Here is an 18175-nt window from a genome sequence, read left to right on the forward strand (position 1 = left end):
GGATCAGACCCGGTCGATGTGCACGTTCGTGGACTTCACGCGGGCGGTGGCCTGCATCCCGACCTCCAGGCCCAGTTCCTCGACGGCCTCGCGGGTCAGCAGGGACACCAGCCGGTGCGGCCCGGCCTGGATCTCCACCTGGGCAGCGACGTCGCCGAGCTTCACGGCGGTGACGATGCCGGGGAAGGCGTTGCGGACCGAGGTGTACGAGGCGTCCTCGTCCGCGCTGTCGGACTGCGCGATCTCGACGGAGAACGCGGCCAGGTCGCGGCCGTCGATGAGCCTGCGGCCGTTGTCGTCGCGGTGGGTGGCGACCCGGCCGCCGTCCGCCCAGCGGCGGACCGTGTCGGGGCTGACGCCCAGGAGCCGCGCGGCCTGGCCGATCGTGTAGGACTGCATGGGGAAGACAATAAGCGCAGCCCGCCACCCGGCTCCGCACACCACGGGCGGCGACACGGCGGCCTCTCAATGGACTCCGGCGGACTCCGGGGGACGCCAGAGGCGGGCAGCACGGGGGGCGGGCGCAGGCGGCGGCGACACGGCGGACGCGCCGTGCCGGTTCGCGCCCCGGCGTGCGTACGGCGCCCGGTTAGAGTGCCAGAGCCGCACCCGGCAAATCCGACATTCCATAAGGCGATCGAGGCATATCCCCATGAGCCTGAGCATCCGCAACCAACTTCCCGGCACCGTCGCGTCCGTGACCCCCGGCGAGGTGATGGCGACCGTCAAGGTACGGCTGGACGGCGGCCAGGACATCACCGCCGCGATCACCCTGGAGGCGGCGGACGAACTCGGCCTCGCCGAGGGCACGGCGGTCCGCGCCCTGGTGAAGTCCACCGAGGTCTCCCTTGCCACGGGCCCGGTCTCGGGGCTCAGCATCCGCAATCAACTGCCGGGCACCGTCACAGACATCGCCACGGGCGGCGCGATGGCCGCGGTGAAGATCTCCGTCGAGGGCGGCGAGTTGACCTCCGCGATCACCAAGGACGCGGCCGTCGACCTCCGACTCGCCCAGGGCACCGCCGTCACCGCCCTGATCAAGTCGACGGAGATCTCGCTCGCGACCGTCTGACGACCCGTCCGCCGGTGGCCGAGGCAGCACTCCTGAGGCCAGTGGTGTGCTGGTGAACCCGGTGGAGTCACCAGCCGATTCGCTGCGAGAGAGCGCTCTCTTCGTGCTTGACACCCAGTCGCGCGGCCCGCGAGGGTACGTCTCCAAGAGAGCGCTCTCAATTCCCCCCTCGCCGTCAGAAGGTGGTCGTAGCTCATGTCTTCGTTCAGGGCCGCAGACAGTGCACTTCCCAACTCGCAGCAGCCGCAGGCGCCATCGCAGTCGCAGCACACATCCGGGGAGCGCGGCGGTCTGAGCCGCCGTTCGCTGATCGCCACGGCCGCTTTCGCCGGTGTGGTGCCGTTGGCGGGTGCCGCGACCCCCGCCGCGGCGCGGTCGGCCGGCGCGCACTCCCCCGGCTCCCACTCCCCCGGCGGCCACTCGCCGTCCACGGAACCCGACTTCGGCCCGAACGTCACCGTCTTCGACCCGAGCATGCCCGCCGCCGACATCCAGGCCGCGCTGGACGCGGCCACCGCCGTACAGGTCGCCAACGAATTCGGCACGCAGCGCTACGCCTTCCTCTTCAAGCCGGGCACGTACGACGTCGACGCGCAACTCGGCTACTACACCTCGGTCGCGGGCCTCGGGCTGTCGCCCGACGACGTGACCATCAACGGCGCGGTGCGCGTCGAGGGGCAGGCGCAGCCGGGCGGCGGCGACAGCGCGCTCACCAACTTCTGGCGCTCGGCGGAGAATCTGGCGGTCAACCCGACCGACGGCATCAACTGGTGGGCGGTGTCGCAGGCCGCGCCGCTGCGCCGGGTGCACATCCGCGGCCAGCTCTTCCTCTTCCCCCGGCAGGGCGGTTACTCCAGCGGCGGCTTCATCGCCGACTCGGTGGTGGACGGGCAGGTGATCAACGCCTCGCAGCAGCAGTGGCTGACGCGGGACAGCTCGGTCGGCTCCTGGTCCAACGGCGTGTGGAACCAGGTCTTCGCGGGTGTCGTCGGCGCCCCCGAGCAGTCCTTCCCCGACCCGCCGTACACGACGCTGGCCACCAGCCCGCTCAGCCGCGAGAAGCCCTTCCTGTACGTCGACTCGGCGGGCCGTTACCGGGTGTTCCTGCCGTCGCTGCGGCACGACGCGGTCGGCGCGTCCTGGTCCGGCGGTACGACCGCGGGCACCTCGGTCCCCATCGACCGGTTCTTCATCGCCAAGCCCACGGACTCGGTGCGCACCATCAACCGCGCGCTGGCGCAGGGCAAGCACCTGCTCCTGACGCCGGGCGTCTACCGGCTGGCGGAGTCCATCAAGGTCAAGTGGTCGGGCACGGTGGTGCTCGGCCTGGGCTTCCCCACCCTCACGCCGGTCGGCGGAGCGGTGCCGATGACGGTCGCGGACGTCAAGGGCGTCCGCGTCGCGGGGCTGCTCTTCGACGCGGGGAAGACCAACTCCCCCGCCCTGCTGGAGGTCGGCAGCAGGCGCGGCGGCCGTACGGACCCGCGCGATCCGACCTCGCTCCAGGACGTGTTCTTCCGGATCGGCGGCGCGGGCGCGGGCAAGGCCACCACGAGCCTGGTCGTCAACAGTGACAATGTGCTGCTCGACCACATCTGGGCCTGGCGCGCGGACCACGGTACGGGCGTCGGCTGGACGGTGAACACCGCGGAGACCGGCGTGGTCGTCAACGGTGACCACGTCCTGGCCACCGGCCTGTTCGTGGAGCACTACCAGAAGTACAACGTCATCTGGAACGGCGACCACGGCCGGACGGTCATGTTCCAGAACGAGTTGCCGTACGACCCGCCGAATCAGGCCGCCTACGGGCATCACGGCGTCGCGGGCTGGGCCGCGTACAAGGTGGCGGATTCGGTCCGGCACCACGAGGGCTGGGGTCTTGGCAGCTACTGCTTCTTCAACGTGGACCCGACGATCCACAACGCCCACAGCTTCGAGGTGCCCGACCGCCCGGGCGTACGGTTCCACGACCTGCTGACCGTCTCGCTCAACGGAGACGGCGTGATCGACCACGTCATCAACGGCTACGGCGCGGCGGCGCAGGGTTCGGCGACGGTCCCGGTGGACGTGGTGAGCTACCCGCCGACGCACTGACGTCTCGCGCACGCCCCGGTGGCGGGCGGTGACGCGTGGTGACGGACCCCGGTGACGCGCCGCGTCACCGGGGCGGCGCGTGCGGCGGGCGATGGGCGGCCGATACGGGCGGGACGTATGCGATATCGGCGGCCGATACGGGCGGGACGTATGTGATGCCGTCCGGCGGGTAGCCGAGGGGTACGCAGCTCACCATCGGAGGTGACCGCAATGCTGATCCTGGGATTGCTGCTCCTGGCCGGTGCCGGTGCTTTCACCGGCCTCGCCATCGCCGACAACACGTCGGGAGGTCCCGAGTACAACGTGTCGGTGCTCGGGCACTCCATCGCGACCATGAACACCCTTCAGATCTTCTGCGCCGGTCTGGCGCTCGCCCTGATCTTCTGCCTCGGCGCCGCGATGGCGATGGGCGGCGGAGTGAGCCACCGGCGCAAGTCCCGCAAGCTCACCGAGGCCCGCAGGGCCGCGAAGGACAACGCCAGGGAACGTGACGCGCTGGCGGCCCGGTTGGGCACGGCGGACACCACGGCCGCACCGGCCGGGGACACCGGGACCGACTACGCGTACGGCGGTTCCACGGCGGCCGACAGCGCCGACGGTTCCGAGACGGCGGCCACACCGCGGCACCGTCACGTGCGGCACCTGTTCGGCCACTGACCGACCGCGGTCCTCGGATGCCGTGAGGGCGGCGCCTCCCGTGTCACAGGGGGCGCCGCCCTCCGTCGCGTCCTGGGAGCCGTACGAGGCGCGCGAGCGGTACGAGCGGCCCGAGCGGTACGAGCGGCCCGAGCGGTACGAGCGGCCCGAGCCGTTCTGCTGCCGACCGGACGTGAACGCGGTGCGGACTGCCGCGAACAGCCTTCCTGCGGGCGAGGTGTCCGATTATGATGCGGATCACGCCGCCTCCCCTACGAGGTGGCACCCGGCAGTGCCCGGACATCCATGTCGACGACGAAGACGACACAGAAGTCGGGAAGGCCATGGCAGAGCAGGGTGCGCTCCAGCACCGCAGGACCGTACTGGAAAACGAATGGGCCCGCCGCGTACCGCAGTTGAGGTCGGCGGGGGGCTATCCGGCGGGCCCGGCTCCGCTGCGCCGTGAGGTCACCGACTCCTGGGTGCGCAGCGTCGGCACGGTGGATCCCGCGCGGGACAGCGCGCCGGTCTCCGAGGACGGCGCGGTCCATCCGCGGTGGAAGGGTTCGCCGCTGCGCGCACCGGTCGCCGACCTGTCGGGGGAACTGCACAGCATCGCCGAGGACGCGGGTTTCGTCGCGGCGGTGACCGACGAGTCCGGCACGATCCTGTGGACGTGCGGCGGCAGGCTGATGCGGCGCAGGGCGGAGCGGGTCAATTTCGCGCCGGGCGGGCGGTGGGACGAGCGCGCGATGGGCACCAACGCGCTGTCCCTGGCGCTGCGCACCGGCCGCCCGAGCACGGTCTTCTCCGCCGAGCACCTGGTCGCGGCCCTGCACGGCTGGGTCTGTTACTGCGCGCCCATCCACGCCCCCGACGGCCGGGTGCTGGGCGTCCTCGACCTCTCCACCACCTGGGACCGCTCGCACCCGCTGGCCCTGCCGACCGTACGCACCCTGGCCTCCGCCATCGAGGCCCGGCTGCTGGACGGCGCTCCGGAGCCGCAGCGCCCCGCCGGTCTCGAACTGCGCTGCCTCGGTACGGCGCAGGCCAGCAGCGACGGTGAGCCGCTGCATCTGCCGCCGCGCCAACTGGAGATCCTGACGCTGCTCGCCCTGGAGCCCGAGGGCTTCGCGCCCGACCGGCTGCGCGCGTCGCTGTACGGCGACCGCTGCGTGACCGCGTCCACGTTCAAGGCCGAGCTGTCGCATCTGCGGCGCGCGCTGAACGGCGGGGTGGCGACCAGGCGGTACGCGCTGACGGTGCCGGTGAGCTGCGACGCGGCCGAGGTGCTGCGGGCGCTGGAGTGCGGTGACATCGCGGCGGCCGTCGGCCACTACCGCGGGCCGCTGCTGCCGATGTCGGAGGCGCCGGGCATCGTGGCCTGGCGCGAGCATCTGGAAGTGGTGGTCCGCGAGGCGGTGCTCGCCGACACCCGCCCCGAGCACGCGCTGCGGTACGGGGAGCGGGCGCCGTACGACGCCGCCGTGCACGAGCATGCGCTGCGGCTGCTCGGTCCCGGCGACGCGCGGCGCGGGATCGCGGCGAGCCGGCTGAACGCGGCGCTGCGGAGCTGACGCGACGGTCTCCGGCCGTGCGGGAAGCGGCGCCCGCGCGCCCCTGCGTCCGCACAGGCCCCGCCCCGCCAACCTTGCGTGCCCCGGCGTCCGCACAGGCCCCGCGCCGCCAACCTTTTGCCAACCTCGGGCCACCACAGTGAGTGCTGACACCGTAACCCGCACACCGGTACACCGAGGAGCGCCGTCATGGTCTACGCGCAGCCAGGCACCGAGGGCAGCATCGTCAGCTTCGCCCAGCGGTACGACAACTTCATCGGGGGCGACTGGGTCGCACCGGCCGAGGGACAGTATTTCGACAACCCGTCCCCGGTGACCGGTGAGACCTTCTGCCAGGTCGCGCGGTCCACCGCGCCGGACATCGAGCTGGCCCTGGACGCCGCGCACGCGGCCGCCGGTCCGTGGGGCCGCACCTCGGCCACGGAGCGGGCGAACATCCTCAACAAGATCGCCGACCGGATCGAGGAGAACCTCGAACGGCTGGCGGTGGCCGAGACGTGGGAGAACGGAAAGCCGGTCCGCGAGACGCTGGCCGCCGACCTGCCGCTGGCGGTGGACCACTTCCGCTACTTCGCGGGCGCGCTGCGCGCCCAGGAGGGCAGCATCTCGGAGATCGACGCCGACACCGTCGCGTACCACTACCACGAGCCGTTGGGCGTGGTCGGCCAGATCATCCCGTGGAACTTCCCGATCCTGATGGCCACATGGAAGCTCGCGCCGGCGCTGGCGGCGGGCAACTGCGTGGTCATCAAGCCCGCCGAGCAGACTCCGGTCAGCCTGCTGGTCGTCATCGAGCTGATCGCCGACCTGCTGCCCGCCGGTGTGCTCAACGTCGTCAACGGATTCGGCGTGGAGGCGGGCAAGCCGCTCGCGTCGAGCCCGCGGGTGGCGAAGGTGGCCTTCACCGGTGAGACCACCACCGGGCGGCTGATCATGCAGTACGCCAGCGAGAACATCATCCCGGTGACGCTGGAACTGGGCGGCAAGAGCCCGAACATCTTCCTGCCGGACGTGATGGCCGCGGACGACGACTACCTCGACAAGGCGATCGAGGGCTTCGTGATGTTCGCCCTCAACCAGGGCGAGGTCTGCACCTGTCCGTCCCGCGCGCTGATCCACTCCTCGATCTACGACGAGTTCATGGCCCGCTGTCTGGAGCGGACCCGCGCCATCGTCGGCGGCGACCCGCTGGACCCGGCGACCATGCTCGGCGCCCAGGCCAGCAACGACCAGTACGAGAAGATCCTGTCGTACTTCGACATCGGCAAGCAGGAGGGCGCCGAGGTCCTGACCGGCGGCACCAGCCGTACCGTCCCCGGCCTGGAGGGCGGCTTCTACATCGAGCCGACGATCTTCCGCGGCACCAACAACATGCGGATCTTCCAGGAGGAGATCTTCGGCCCGGTCGTCTCGGTCACCACCTTCGACTCCACCGACGAGGCCCTCAAACTCGCCAACGACACCCTGTACGGCCTCGGCGCGGGCGTCTGGACCCGCGACGGCAACACCGCCTACCGGCTCGGCCGCGAGATCAAGGCGGGCCGCGTCTGGACCAACTGCTACCACGCCTACCCGGCCCACGCGGCCTTCGGCGGCTACAAGAATTCCGGCATCGGCCGCGAGAACCACAAGATGATGCTCGAGCACTACCAGCAGACCAAGAACCTCCTCGTCTCGTACTCCCCGAAGAAGCTCGGCTTCTTCTAGACTCCTCAAATATGTCGCCTGACCTGGCCTTTCGCCAGGTCGGGCGCCGCCTCGGGGACCTCAGCGCCGTCGGGGTACGGCGCCCGGTGTTCTCCCGACATCTCCCCCTGGTCTCCCCCCTCTGACCAGCTGTCCCGGTCTATTTCCGGACCGGACCGCCCGAGGCCCACCGTCGACGGTCTCCGCCATCTGCCCCCAGAGCCGCACCGATTCCTCGATGCGACCGTCGGCATAGTCCTGCGCTCCAGCGAGATACTTGGCGCAGCAGCTGAACATGACCTGAATGCCCGGCCCTTCGGGCGCCCTCGGCAGGATCACCGCCGGAGGCCAGCCAGAAGGAGACGCCCGCGTACCGAAGGTCATACGGCCGCTTCGCCAGCATCAAGACCTGCTCCTCGGCTGTGAGCGCACTGGCGCGCGCCCTGGCCCACGTGATGCCATAAGCCCCGGCGTCGACGTAACCGCCAGCCGCGTTTCGGAAGACCCGACCGTCCGGTGCCACGCCGAACCGATCCACATGCGAGCGCAGCATGACGACGAACGGCGGAGGAATCGGCACAAGCCGAGTGGCGTTGGCGGCACGCCGCTTCAGACGGGCCGCCGGCCGTCGCGCCGGGCAGTCTCGATCGCCTCGACCGCGCGGTCGGGCTGCCCGCTCCGGATCCGGCCCCGCGGGGTGTCACCCGATCGGTGGACACCAGCTGAGTGCTGCGGAAGCGCTGATGATCGCCGGACTACGTTCGTCAGCAAGGCTGGCAGCAGCACCCTTCACACTCAAGGATGCCGATCATGGGCGCGTACACGCAGAGGGTTCTTGAACTGTTCGAGCGGCTCGACAAGGACGGAAGCGGCGGCATCAACCCGCGCGATCTGGCGTACGTCGAAGGGATTTCGGGTTCCCGGCCGACGCCACTGGCCCTGGGAGCCCAGAGGCTGGTCCAGGGCTTCGTCCGGCACAGCGACGCGAACAAAGACGGTCAGGTGAGCAAGATCGAACTGCTCAACTACGTGGACAAGGCGATGGGCGGGACGACTCCCGAGACCTTCCCGACTACATCCGCGAATTCGTCTCCACGGTGTTCGCCGTCATGGACACCGACAGGTCCGGCAAGGTCAGCAGGGCCGCGTTCGAGGAGTACCTGAAGGCCCGCCACGCCGACGCCTCCGTCGACACCGTCGGCTACGAGTTCGAGCATCTCGACCGTGACCATGACGATTTCCTCACCCTCGGCGACCTCCAAGCGGCGGCGCACGGCTTCTTCACTGCACCGGACGGCGTCCCGGGGAGCTGGCTCCTTGCCGCCGTTCCTGAGCGCACGGCGGCATAGGGCGCGACCGCGTGAGGGTGATCTTCGGGCCGCCCGCCCGTGCGGTCGGGCGGCCGGGCCCGTCGGCTCGCGATGGGGCGGAGCGCATTCGGGCCCACTCCGGGCGGGTTGCCCGGCGCCTACTCCACGCCGAGGATGACGCCGTCGCTGTTGAATGCCTCCCATACGATGGACGGGGCGGCATCGCCGGCGGCCTTGGCGAGGTCCACGAACTCCGCCTTGCTCACTTCGTTGATTCGCGCTGTGTCCGCGATGTTGAACAGGGCCTCGGACAGAACCTCGATCACGTCCGCACGGCTGGAGTCGTCGAGCCGGGCGTGCAGCTCGGTGACGAACTGGTCCTTGGACAGGCGGCCGTCGTCGCTCTGGTGCATCAGTTGCGAGCTGAACGTGGTGTAGGCGGTCTTCACCGCATATGCGCGGTTGTCGTGCGAGGTGACAGGCGTGACCCAGACGAACTTGGTCGTCAGGCATGGTGGCCCGGACATTGAGATCCACCTGGTGTTCGCCGATACCTTCATGTCCGTCACGATGCACAAGGCCATCGCCCGGGACCAAGAGGTGGAGGCCGGCAGGCTGGACAAGGTCGTCATCCCGGCCAAGGGCGAGTTCGAGTTCAGGCCCCACGAGCACTTCCTGCTGCTGGGCCACTCATCCCGACACTGCGGCGACAACGAACGTCTGCGATTCGTCCTGTCCACGAACGAGCTCTTCGAGGTCGACGTTCCCGTCGGGGGCACCTTCTTCCCCGAAGGTATGTTCGTGACGGACTGACAGGGTCGGGTCGTGGGCGGACCAACCGCAGACACCTTCTGGGAACCATCCCGCGTACCGGGCCTCGACCTTGATCCGCCGGCTTCCCGCCTGACCTTGTCAGCCGGTGTCGGCAGGGCCGGCCCCAGTCAGACTCAAAGGCGCGATCATTGCCGCTTTCCCCCGCGTGCGGGCTCGTCCCATCAATCGCCCGTGCCGGGCGTACCGCGGCGGCCGCGCCCGGGAAGATTCCGGGCCGGCCACCGCCGTCAAGCGGATGGTGCGTCAGGAGACGGTGCAGGCAGCGCCGTTGAGCGTAAACGCGGTGGGCGAGGTGGTGCCGGAGCCTGTTCCCTGGAAACCAAAGCTGGTGGAGCCGCCCGCGGGGACGGCGCCGTTGTAGCCCAGGTCGGTGGCGGTCACGGTGGCGCCGGACTGGGTGGTCGTGGCGTTCCATGCGCTGGTGATCTTCTGGTCGGCAGGGAAAGTCCACTTGAGAGACCAGCCGTTGACTGCGCTGCCGCCGGTGTTGCGCAGGGTCACGTCCGTGGTGAAGCCGCCCGTCCAGGCGCTGACGATCTTGTAGCTGACGGAGCAGGCCGCCCATGTCGGCGGCGGGGTCGTGGGCGGGGCCGTGGTCGGCGGGGTCGTCGGCGGAACGGTAGTCGGCGGAACGGTGGTCGGCGGGGTCGTCGGGGTCGTCGGCGGAACGGGGTCCGAGGTTCCGGCGGATGCCAGCGCGTATGCCACGTCCGGCAGGAAGGTACCTGCGGCGCCGGCGCAGCCATCCGCCTCGCCTGGCGGCTTCACCCAGAGGAACGCGTCGATCGCCGCGTCGCCGGTGTTGGTCGTGGGATAGGCACCGATCGCCCGGCCAGACGGGTCGCACCATGCCCCGCCGCCCGCTGGACCGTTGCCGTTGCGGCTGGTGTCCACCACGGCGTGCAGATTGGCCGGGTTGCCGAGCGCGGCCAGCACGTTCTTGGCGAAGTTGACCTCATTGGCCGTGGTATTGAAGTTGGAGACGTTGGTGAAGAGGCCGTCGGCATTCGTCAGGATGCCGGCGCTGCGCAGCCGATTGGCCTGCTCCGAGGCACTGTTCCAGGCCGAGTGGCCGCCGTCCAGGTAGACCTTTGCGTTGGGTGCGGCGGCGTGGATGGCGGCTCCCGCCCGGGAGAGCGAGGCGAACCGGTCGGCCTGCTGCTGTGCGGTCAGGCAGGTGGTCAGGGCGATGGAGTCGGGCTCCAGGATGATGATCGACCGGCCACTGCCCAGCCCGGCGGCGAAGTTGCGCACCCAGGCGTCGTACGAGGCCAGGTCCGGTGCACCGCCTGCGGACGCGCCGCCGCAGTCACGGTTGGGGATCTCGTACACGGCCAGCACCGGCACCTGTCCGGCGGTGGCCGCGGCCGTGGTGACAGCCCGGACGTCGCCGGTGACGGTGGAGGGGCGGTAGTTGGAGAACCAGATCGCCTGCGGCTGGCTTGCGATCCGCCGGGCGATGACCGGCTGGCGGGAGTCACCGGGATTGGCGGCAACCCAGCGGACGACCTGGGAGTTGGGGTCCGCGTAGAGCTGGGTCCCGGTCGGGAGGCTGCCCTGCGCCGCGGCGCCTGCGGTGATCTCGGTGCTCAGGACGATGCCGGTGGCGGCGAGACCTGCGGCTACGCCGAGCGCCATGGCCTTGCGCAGCCGCGACCCGCGCGCGGGAGCCTTGGCCGCCTCGGCCGGGCGTGGGGTACCGATGGGGGGTGTCACAGTTTTCCTCCGTGCTCTCGTGGGGGGAGAGGGCCCTCAGGGAGCGAGGGCCAGATGCGACGGGGTATGTGGGAGCGCTCCCACTGCTGGATTGAGCCTAGCGAGTACGACGAGGGCCCGTCATCCCCTGCGCGGGACGCACTTTCGGGTCGGCTCACTCTGCCGCGGTCCATCTGGCCTCATCGGCAGCTCGATTCCCTGGCCACCGGAGTGACGCGGCTGACGATCCCTTCCTGGTCCTTGACCGACGACGCGACCGCCGGGCCAGGAGGCCGACCGCGGACTGTGCCCTCGCGTCGTCGTCCGGGTCGATCGTGGACAGCGAGGGGGCGCGGTATGCGCTCGTCTCGACGTTGTCGAGGCCGATCAGCTTGACCTCACCGGGCACCCGCACCCCTGAGTCGGCGAGGCCGCGCGGCACGCCCATCGCCACCGTGCCGGTCGCGCAGAAGACACCGTCGAAGTCGAGGCCGTCGTGCACCATGTCCCTGGCGGGGGGGCTGGCATCGGAGCTCGGGGTAGGAGTGATCTCATCGCAGCGTACGGCCGCACGCCGGGCGGTCTTCCACTTCGACGCCCACCTCAAGCGCATGTCGACGGTGGACCAGACCTCCGGTGACCTCGTGGTGCACACCAAGGGCGCACTCGAAACGCGTCGCCCGGCGCGTCGTACCCGGGGCTCTGGACAACAGGCAGGAAGCCGAAGCCGGGCTGACCCTGATCGGTCTGGTGGCGATGGCCGACCCGCCCCGCGAAGGTGTCGCCCAGGCGGTGCAGGCCCGCGGCGAAGTGGTCGCGCTGTCCGGTGGCGCGGTGCCGCTGCCGCTGCCGCTGACGGTCCTGCAGATCCTCGCCATCGACCTCGGAACGGAAACGCTGCCCGCGCTGGCGTTGGGACGCGAGCCCGCCGAACCCGGAGTGATGGACCGGCCGCCGCGACCCCGCACCGCCGGAGTCATCGACCGGGCGCTGCTCATCCGCGCCTGGGCGTTCCTGGGAAGCATCTCGGCGGTCCTGGTCATGGGCGGCTTCTTCTTCACCCTCTGGCGGGCCGGCTGGCACCCCGGCGACCCCACCGGCGGCGGTACGGCCCTTCACCACGCCTATCTGCAGGCCTCGACCATCACCTTCGCCGGCATCGTCGCCTGCCAGATCGGCACGGCGTTCGCCGCCCGGACCGACCACGCCTCGCTGTTCACCATCGGCCTGCGGTCCAACCCGCGCCTGCCGTGGGGCATCGCCTTCGAACCGGTCTTCACGGCAGCCGTCGTCTATACGTCCCCGCTCCAGGACATCTTCGGCACCGCGTCGCTCGGCCCGTCACAGCTGGCCGTGATCGCGCCGTTCCCCTTCATCGTCTGGGAAGCCGACGGACTGCTCCGGTGGCTCCGCCGCCGGAACGCACCAGGCCAGAGGGCCGGGACGCCGTAGTCATCGATTCAGGGTCAGTACACGCCTACACCCGGGCCGTGCCGCCTGCTTGACGCTTCAGCGAGCTGAAGCGTGCGGCCCGCCGTCGCAGCAGGCGCCGGTGACCCGCGTGTGGCAAGGGAACAGTGTCCGGCGACGGCAAGGTGCGGTAGAAGAGCCACTTGCCCGCTTCGATCAGTCCGAGATAGCAGACGGTCAGGGCCGCCAGCGCCGCGAAGAACCCTGCCGGCAATGGCTGGAATCCGAGGGTGTGGGCCAGCGGAGTCGACGGCAGTACGGCGCCGACCGCAGCCGCGCCGAACGCCGCCAGCACCAGGGGAAGGCTGGGGTGGCTGCGCCAGAACGGAATGCGGCGGGTACGGATGGCGAAGATCACCAGCGTCTGGGTGGCGAGTGACTCGACGAACCAGCCGGTCCTGAACTGCGTCGCACCGGAGTGGAAGACCCACAGCATGACGCCGAAGGTCGCGAAGTCGAAGACCGAACTGATCGGCCCGAAGCAGATCATGAAGCGACGGATGAACCCGATGTCCCAGTGCGAGGGGCGGCGCAGTTGCGCCTCATCGACATTGTCGGTGGGGATGGCGAGCTGACTGGAGTCGTACAGCAGGTTGTTGAGCAGGATCTGCGACGGCAGCATCGGGAGGAAGCTGAGGAAGAGCGAGGCACCGGCCGCACTGAACATGTTGCCGAAGTTGCTGGACGTGCCCATGAGGACGTACTTGATGGTGTTGGCGAAGATCCGGCGTCCCTCCGTGACCCCGTCGGCGAGCACGTCGAGGTCCTTCTCCAGCAGGATCACGTCGGCGGCGTCCTTGGCCACGTCCGTGGCGGAGTCGACGGATATCCCGACATCCGCGGCGTGCAGGGCGAGGGCGTCGTTGACGCCGTCACCGAGGAACGCCACGTCGTTTCCGGTGGTGCGCTGGACGCGGACGATGCGTGCCTTGTCCTCCGGGCTCACGCGGGCGAACACCGTGGTGCGCTCGATCGCCTCGATGAGCTGGTTGTCGTCGAGCGTGTTCAGGTCTGTCCCGGTCAGGGCGGTGGCAGCGGGCAGACCCAGGTCGTGGCAGACCCGGACCGCCACCGCGGGGTTGTCGCCGGTGACGATCTTGACGTCGATCCCCAGGCCGGCGAGCCGGAGCAGCGCCGCTGCCGCATCGGGCTTGGGCGGGTCGAGGAATACCAGCAGGCCGCTGAGGTGCAGGGTGTTCTCGTCCGGGGCGGTGGGCTTCCGCAAACCGGGAGCCGGCCGGGTGGCGACGGCCACGACGCGGTTGCCCGCGGCGAACTCGGCCTCCAGCGCCTTCCTGGCGGTGTCCGGTACGTCGACGCAGCGCTCCAGCACGCTCTCCGGGGCGCCCTTGGTGACCAGGATCGCCGTGCCGGAGCCGTCGCGGACCACGGTGGAGACCATGCGCCGCTGGTGGTCGAACGGCAGTACCGCCACCTGCGTCCAGGCGGCGAGAGCCGTGTGCTGGGTCTGGGCCGCGGGTGAGTCCCACAAGGCGGTGTCCAGTGGATTGCCGCCCACCGCCGAGCCGTCGGCGGCATTGCTCTCGGTACTCAACAGGCCCCAGCGCAGTACCTGTTCGGGAGAGTCGTCGCCTGCGGGCACGGCGCGCATGAAGTCGATGCGCCCCAGGGTCAGGGTGCCGGTCTTGTCGGTGAACAGCATGTTGACGTCACCGAGGTCCTCGATGCAGACCAGGCGTTTGACCAGTACCTTGCGGCGGCTCATGCGCCGCGACCCGGCGGCCAGGCTGGTGGAGACGACAGCCGGGAGCAGTTGGGGGGTGATGCCGACCGCGATGGCGAGCGAGAAGAGCAGCGAGTCGATGAGCGGCTTGTGGAGCGCCACGTTGATCACGAGGATCGACGCGGTGAGGGAGCCCGCGACGTAGACCAGCAGCATGGAGAATCGGCGCAGCCCGCGCTGGAACTCCGTCTCCAGTTGGTGGCCGCTCAGCCCGACCGCGATCTTCCCGAACTCGGCATCGGCACCGGTGGAGACCACCAGAGCGCGGCCGCTGCCGGAGTGGACGACCGTGCCCATCAGGGCGCAGCAGGTCAGGTCTGCCAGCGCCGTCCCGGCCGGAACCGGGTCCGTCGCCTTGGACACCGGCAGCGACTCACCGGTGAGGACGGACTCGTCGCATTCCAGGTCGGTCGCCTCCAGCAGCCGCACGTCGGCGGGCACGATGTCACCCAGCCGGAGGCTGACCACGTCTCCCGGTACCAGGTCGGTCACCGGAACGCTCACCGCTTTGGCGTCGCGGAAGACGACCGCCTGGTGGCGGATCTGGCTGTGCAGCGCCTCGGCGGCCTTCTCGGCCCGGAACTCGTTGACGAAGCCGAGGCCCACCGAGAGGGCGACGATCACCGCGATGATCACGGCGGCGCTGCGCTCTCCGACACCGTAGGAGACGGCCGCGGCAGCCAGCAGCAGTCCCAGCAGCGGAGACCGCAGTTGCCGCCACAGCACGGGAAGCGCCCGCGCACGGTGCGACGACACGGCGTTAGGCCCCCATCGCAGCAGCCGCTCCGCCGCCGCCTTCGCGCGAAGACCGTCCCTGCTGGAGGCCAGTTCGCCGACGACACGGTCGGCCGGAAGACTGGCCGCCGCAGTGACCGTGTGCGGCGTCCGGGCGTCGATGCCCCCAGGCGCCGCTGTTGCGCGCCCACGCGCCCTTGGGTTTGCGTGAAATACATGCACCCGATGCGCCTCTTCCAGACAGATCAAAAACCCGCTGCCGGGGACCGGGGCATCGTGCCAACCGTACGCGCGTCACCGGTGAGTGGCCACGCGCGCCAACGTGCGGGCAGGTTCGCCCGCGTTGACATGCGACCGAAGCGGGCGTTGAAACCTGAGAACTCGTAACACGATCATGAGGATGCGTTGTTGAGGCGTCGCCAGCAGATGAGTGCGCAGGCGAGTGAGACGAAGGCGTTGTGGAGGTCGAGGCGCCGTTCCCGGCGGACGGCAAGTCGCTTGAACTGGTGGAGTTGGGCGAAGGTCTGCTCGACGACGTGGCGGAGCCTGCCGAGGCCGATGATGTCCCGTGATCCCTTGCGGGAGATGACCGGCAGGATCCGGCGCTGGCGCAGTTGTCGCCGGTTGGGGTTGCTGTCGTAGCCCATGTCCCCGAGCAGGGGCGTCGCGGCGTTTGCGGGGGTGCCCGACTCGGCCGGCGACGGGCGGGATCCCGTCGACCAGGTCGAGGGTCTGGGTGACGTCGTTGACGTTGGCGGCGGTGGTGATCACGTGGAACGGAATGCCGCCGCCGTCACTGATCAGGTGGTGTTTGCTGCCGGTCGTGCGGCGGTCAACCGGCGAGGGGCCTGTCGCCTCGCCCCCTTTTCGCGCGTACGTGGGAGGCGTCCACGCAGCGTGTCCAGTCGATCAGGCCGGCCGTGTTCAACTCGGCCAGGAGTGTGCGGTGCAGGTCCTCGAAGACTCCGGCCGCCTGCCAGCGACCCAGGCGCCGCCAGGAGGTCTGCCCGGAGCCGAAGCCGAGCTCCAGCGGCAACTGCTGCCAGGTGATGCCGGTGTACAGCACGAATAGGATGCCCTGCAGGCAGCGCCGATTATCCACAGGCCGCGGGCCCGGCGACAGGTTCGGCCATGCCGGAAGCAGCGGCTCGATCCGAGCCCACAACCCGTCATCCACGATCCACGGCTTCTTGCTCACGCCATCACGAACGGACGAATCCGTCGACAAGGCTGGCGAGGTTACGACGTACCTCAACGAACCCACTGAGGCTGATAGGACTATTCGCGGTGAAATTAACCGGGTTGCGAATTCGCCAGCGCTTGAATCGGTCACAGGTTCGCAGTTCCAGGAGAGGCCATACAAGCCCGTGCTCCGGACTAGCGGCCCGAGCCTGAGAACATCGGGCATGCTGAGTACGCTAGGTGGCATTACCGATAGCCTCCTCATAGTCGACGTCGTTGTACAGTACCTGAGGGACGGGATGATCTATTGTGAGATTTCTGGTGGGGACTGCGGGCCTCCCCCTGTGGCGTAGCCCCCAAAACATCGATGATGCAGCGAGGTGACTGTGCCCGTGTCTAAAAAAGTATCTTCCGATGCGGAGTACGTGCGCGCAGCTCTGCTCCACTGGCTGCCCGAGTGCCTTCCCTTGGTTGAGGAGCTGGAGGCCGCTGAGGTCGAGTCGGCGCGCGACCTAGGTCTAGTTCCGCACGAAATAGGGATTTATTCGCTGCTGTCCGAGGCGTTTGTCTGGCCTGTGCTCGTCCCTGCGCTAGAGAGGCAGCTACCAGGTGACCCCGTGGTGGTGAGATGTGCTCGCCTCCTTGAAGAGCTCGTTACTTCCCCCAGTTCGGAGGTTCGTCAAGCAGTGAAGATTCGAGTAATCGAAATCCTTTCCGGATCAGGCCTTCCAATGGAAGAAATCAAGAAGAGTATCGGACCTGTAACCGCTGGTCTGGTAGCCGCTAGTAGGAATTGAGTGACGTTCGCGATTCCTGCTGAAAAGCCTGGCCGAGGGATCTTCCGCATCACGCGCGCAATGCGCTTGTGGTTGACGTACTCGCCCGCCTTCGGGAACTCGGCGGTGATCCTGGGGACGCCGTGGGTGCCGTCCGATTCGCGGTGCACTTCCCGTATCCGGGCGGCGAGGTGAGCGTCTGCCGCTTGCCGGGCTGCCCGGGCACTGGCTGTTGCGTGCTAGCAGTAGAAGTTGGAGCGGGCGATGCCGAGGATGGCGCACAGCCGCTTGACGCCGTAGCGGCGCTGGTGGTCGGCGACGAACTGGAAGCGGCTCACCAGCGCGTCTCCCCGGCGAAATACTTGGCCGCCTTCCGCGGGATCTCCCGTTCCTCTTCCAGTTCGCGGACCTTCTTGCGCAGGGCGTGTTCTCCGTTTCCAACGGCGTCGACGGTTCCGCGGGTGCCGCTGCCCGGCGTCCCCGTGGTCGGCTGACTCCGGCCGCCCGGACCCAGTTCCGCAACGTCGCCGGGTCGATCCCCGAATCAGCGGCAAGCTGCCTGATCGTTGCCTCGGGCCGCGACTCGTACAGCGTGACCGCGTCCGCCTTGAACTGCGGCGGATAGCTCTTCATGACCACGAGATGTCCGTCCTCAGGTCCTCAGGATCCGGTGTCTCGTGTGTCCAAGATCAGGGGTCACGGCCCGTACGCGCTTGCCCCGTCACCCCGTCACCCCGGCGCAGACCAGCGACCTCCGCCTGCGCGGGGGCACCTGGGCGTCCGCGGGGCCGGTCGGCCACGCCGCGATCCGTTGGCCTGCCGGCGTCTCAGCGGCGGGGGGTGAGGGGGGCGTGTGCTGGTGGGGAACGAACAGTTAGGTGTTGTGCTGGTCCACGGAATCGCAACGCGCAGCCGTCTCACTCAATCAAGTCCACACAGGTCAACGCCATGCGATCGACTCAGTTTGGTTTGACGGGTCATCCACGGTGACAGCGGGCCCGGGGAATTTCGAAGCGGGATCCGTCCGGGCCCGGGGCCTGTGACGGCGCAGAGGGCACCGGAGAGTCGGTGGGGCGGACGCGCCTGCTGACAGGCAGGTGCTTGTCGGTGCGTATCGGAGTAGATGCCGAATGAGCGTCTGACAGGCAATAACGGCGAACAGGGCTCATAAGGACACATCGGCCGCTAACATCGCCTGATTCCGCTTGGCCCGGGTGATCCGCCCGGCGGTCCGCGGAGTGAGCTGAGGGGTGGGACTTATGCCGGGGACACGACGTGCGCTGGTCGCAGCGGTGACAGGAATGCTATTAGCGGCGGGGCTCATGGCACCCGCGGCACGTGCCGAACTCCCGCAGGACATGCCG

Annotated in this window: 13 protein-coding genes and 3 pseudogenes; 8 read left to right on the forward strand and 8 right to left on the reverse strand. The window is 69.3% G+C overall.

Features of this window, described 5'->3' with window-relative positions; genetic code table 11:
* Nucleotides 1–3: 3 nt before the first annotated feature.
* Nucleotides 4–399, reverse strand: coding sequence for a helix-turn-helix transcriptional regulator (locus tag ABZX65_RS05580; protein WP_188283203.1), 396 nt, complete (start codon nucleotides 397–399; stop codon nucleotides 4–6).
* A 253-nt stretch (nucleotides 400–652) separates the two neighbouring features.
* Between ABZX65_RS05580 and ABZX65_RS05585 the strand changes: the two genes are divergently transcribed.
* The 6 genes from ABZX65_RS05585 (at nucleotide 653) to ABZX65_RS05610 (ending at nucleotide 8414) form a co-directional block, all read left to right on the forward strand.
* Nucleotides 653–1072 carry a TOBE domain-containing protein gene (locus ABZX65_RS05585; RefSeq protein ID WP_355335071.1) on the forward strand — a complete coding sequence of 140 codons (420 nt, stop codon included), beginning with the start codon at nucleotides 653–655 and terminating at the stop codon, nucleotides 1070–1072.
* A gap of 195 nt (nucleotides 1073–1267) precedes the next feature.
* Nucleotides 1268–3166, forward strand: a complete 1899-nt coding sequence (locus ABZX65_RS05590; protein WP_355335074.1) for a coagulation factor 5/8 type domain-containing protein — start codon at nucleotides 1268–1270, stop codon at nucleotides 3164–3166.
* Nucleotides 3167–3376: 210 nt separating this feature from the next.
* Nucleotides 3377–3823 carry a hypothetical protein gene (locus ABZX65_RS05595; protein ID WP_355335076.1) on the forward strand — a complete coding sequence of 149 codons (447 nt, stop codon included), beginning with the start codon at nucleotides 3377–3379 and terminating at the stop codon, nucleotides 3821–3823.
* A 323-nt stretch (nucleotides 3824–4146) separates the two neighbouring features.
* Complete coding sequence (locus ABZX65_RS05600) at nucleotides 4147–5379, forward strand: GAF domain-containing protein (RefSeq protein WP_355335078.1); 1233 nt, start codon at nucleotides 4147–4149, stop codon at nucleotides 5377–5379.
* Between the two features lie 189 nt (nucleotides 5380–5568).
* The gene (gene adh, locus ABZX65_RS05605) at nucleotides 5569–7086 is read left to right on the forward strand and encodes an aldehyde dehydrogenase (RefSeq protein ID WP_188283206.1); all 1518 of its coding nucleotides are present in this window, start codon (nucleotides 5569–5571) and stop codon (nucleotides 7084–7086) included.
* Between the two features lie 1088 nt (nucleotides 7087–8174).
* Nucleotides 8175–8414: a hypothetical protein gene (locus ABZX65_RS05610; RefSeq protein WP_355335080.1), complete on the forward strand. Its 240-nt coding sequence runs from the start codon at nucleotides 8175–8177 to the stop codon at nucleotides 8412–8414.
* 119 nt (nucleotides 8415–8533) lie between these two features.
* Here the strand turns inward: ABZX65_RS05610 and ABZX65_RS05615 are convergent, their stop codons facing one another.
* The gene (locus tag ABZX65_RS05615; protein WP_355335082.1) at nucleotides 8534–8902 is read right to left on the reverse strand and encodes a hypothetical protein; all 369 of its coding nucleotides are present in this window, start codon (nucleotides 8900–8902) and stop codon (nucleotides 8534–8536) included.
* Nucleotides 8903–8933: 31 nt separating this feature from the next.
* Between ABZX65_RS05615 and ABZX65_RS05620 the strand changes: the two genes are divergently transcribed.
* Nucleotides 8934–9188 carry a hypothetical protein gene (locus ABZX65_RS05620; RefSeq protein WP_355335084.1) on the forward strand — a complete coding sequence of 85 codons (255 nt, stop codon included), beginning with the start codon at nucleotides 8934–8936 and terminating at the stop codon, nucleotides 9186–9188.
* A gap of 264 nt (nucleotides 9189–9452) precedes the next feature.
* Here ABZX65_RS05620 and ABZX65_RS05625 read toward each other — a convergent pair whose 3' ends face one another.
* Together ABZX65_RS05625 and ABZX65_RS05630 are read right to left on the reverse strand one after the other, a co-directional pair.
* Nucleotides 9453–10925: a glycoside hydrolase family 6 protein gene (locus tag ABZX65_RS05625; RefSeq protein WP_355335086.1), complete on the reverse strand. Its 1473-nt coding sequence runs from the start codon at nucleotides 10923–10925 to the stop codon at nucleotides 9453–9455.
* Nucleotides 10926–11079: 154 nt separating this feature from the next.
* Complete coding sequence (locus ABZX65_RS05630; protein WP_355335089.1) at nucleotides 11080–11517, reverse strand: substrate-binding domain-containing protein; 438 nt, start codon at nucleotides 11515–11517, stop codon at nucleotides 11080–11082.
* 23 nt (nucleotides 11518–11540) lie between these two features.
* On the opposite strand from ABZX65_RS05630, the gene ABZX65_RS05635 reads away from it, so the two are divergent.
* Nucleotides 11541–12356, forward strand: a complete 816-nt coding sequence (locus ABZX65_RS05635; protein ID WP_355335091.1) for a cation-translocating P-type ATPase — start codon at nucleotides 11541–11543, stop codon at nucleotides 12354–12356.
* A gap of 25 nt (nucleotides 12357–12381) precedes the next feature.
* On the opposite strand, the gene mgtA is transcribed toward ABZX65_RS05635, so the two are convergent.
* The 4 genes and pseudogenes from mgtA to ABZX65_RS05655 all read right to left on the reverse strand — a co-directional run.
* Entirely contained in the window at nucleotides 12382–15015 is a 2634-nt protein-coding gene (gene mgtA, locus ABZX65_RS05640; RefSeq protein ID WP_355335770.1) for a magnesium-translocating P-type ATPase, read from the reverse strand.
* A 230-nt stretch (nucleotides 15016–15245) separates the two neighbouring features.
* Nucleotides 15246–16051, reverse strand: a pseudogene (locus ABZX65_RS05645) (IS5 family transposase).
* Between the two features lie 663 nt (nucleotides 16052–16714).
* Nucleotides 16715–16999 (reverse strand): annotated as a pseudogene (locus ABZX65_RS05650) (transposase); the annotation flags it as partial.
* Nucleotides 17000–17243: 244 nt separating this feature from the next.
* Nucleotides 17244–17444: pseudogene (locus ABZX65_RS05655) on the reverse strand (transposase); the annotation flags it as partial.
* Nucleotides 17445–18175: the final 731 nt, after the last annotated feature.

The organism is Streptomyces sp. NPDC003300, assembly GCF_040610915.1.
In the GTDB taxonomy this organism is placed as follows: Bacteria; Actinomycetota; Actinomycetes; order Streptomycetales; family Streptomycetaceae; genus Actinacidiphila.

Excerpts from the sequence above, each read along its gene's own strand:
- ABZX65_RS05580 (WP_188283203.1), bottom strand. The coding sequence starts at position 399 with ATGCAGTCCTACACGATCGGCCAGGCCGCGCGGCTCCTGGGCGTCAGC.
- ABZX65_RS05620 (WP_355335084.1), top strand. The coding sequence starts at position 8,934 with ATGTCCGTCACGATGCACAAGGCCATCGCCCGGGACCAAGAGGTGGAG.
- ABZX65_RS05630 (WP_355335089.1), bottom strand. The coding sequence starts at position 11,517 with ATGCGCTTGAGGTGGGCGTCGAAGTGGAAGACCGCCCGGCGTGCGGCC.
- ABZX65_RS05595 (WP_355335076.1), top strand. The coding sequence starts at position 3,377 with ATGCTGATCCTGGGATTGCTGCTCCTGGCCGGTGCCGGTGCTTTCACC.
- adh (WP_188283206.1), top strand. The coding sequence starts at position 5,569 with ATGGTCTACGCGCAGCCAGGCACCGAGGGCAGCATCGTCAGCTTCGCC.
- ABZX65_RS05600 (WP_355335078.1), top strand. The coding sequence starts at position 4,147 with ATGGCAGAGCAGGGTGCGCTCCAGCACCGCAGGACCGTACTGGAAAAC.
- ABZX65_RS05610 (WP_355335080.1), top strand. The coding sequence starts at position 8,175 with ATGGACACCGACAGGTCCGGCAAGGTCAGCAGGGCCGCGTTCGAGGAG.
- ABZX65_RS05590 (WP_355335074.1), top strand. The coding sequence starts at position 1,268 with ATGTCTTCGTTCAGGGCCGCAGACAGTGCACTTCCCAACTCGCAGCAG.
- ABZX65_RS05615 (WP_355335082.1), bottom strand. The coding sequence starts at position 8,902 with ATGTCCGGGCCACCATGCCTGACGACCAAGTTCGTCTGGGTCACGCCT.
- ABZX65_RS05585 (WP_355335071.1), top strand. The coding sequence starts at position 653 with ATGAGCCTGAGCATCCGCAACCAACTTCCCGGCACCGTCGCGTCCGTG.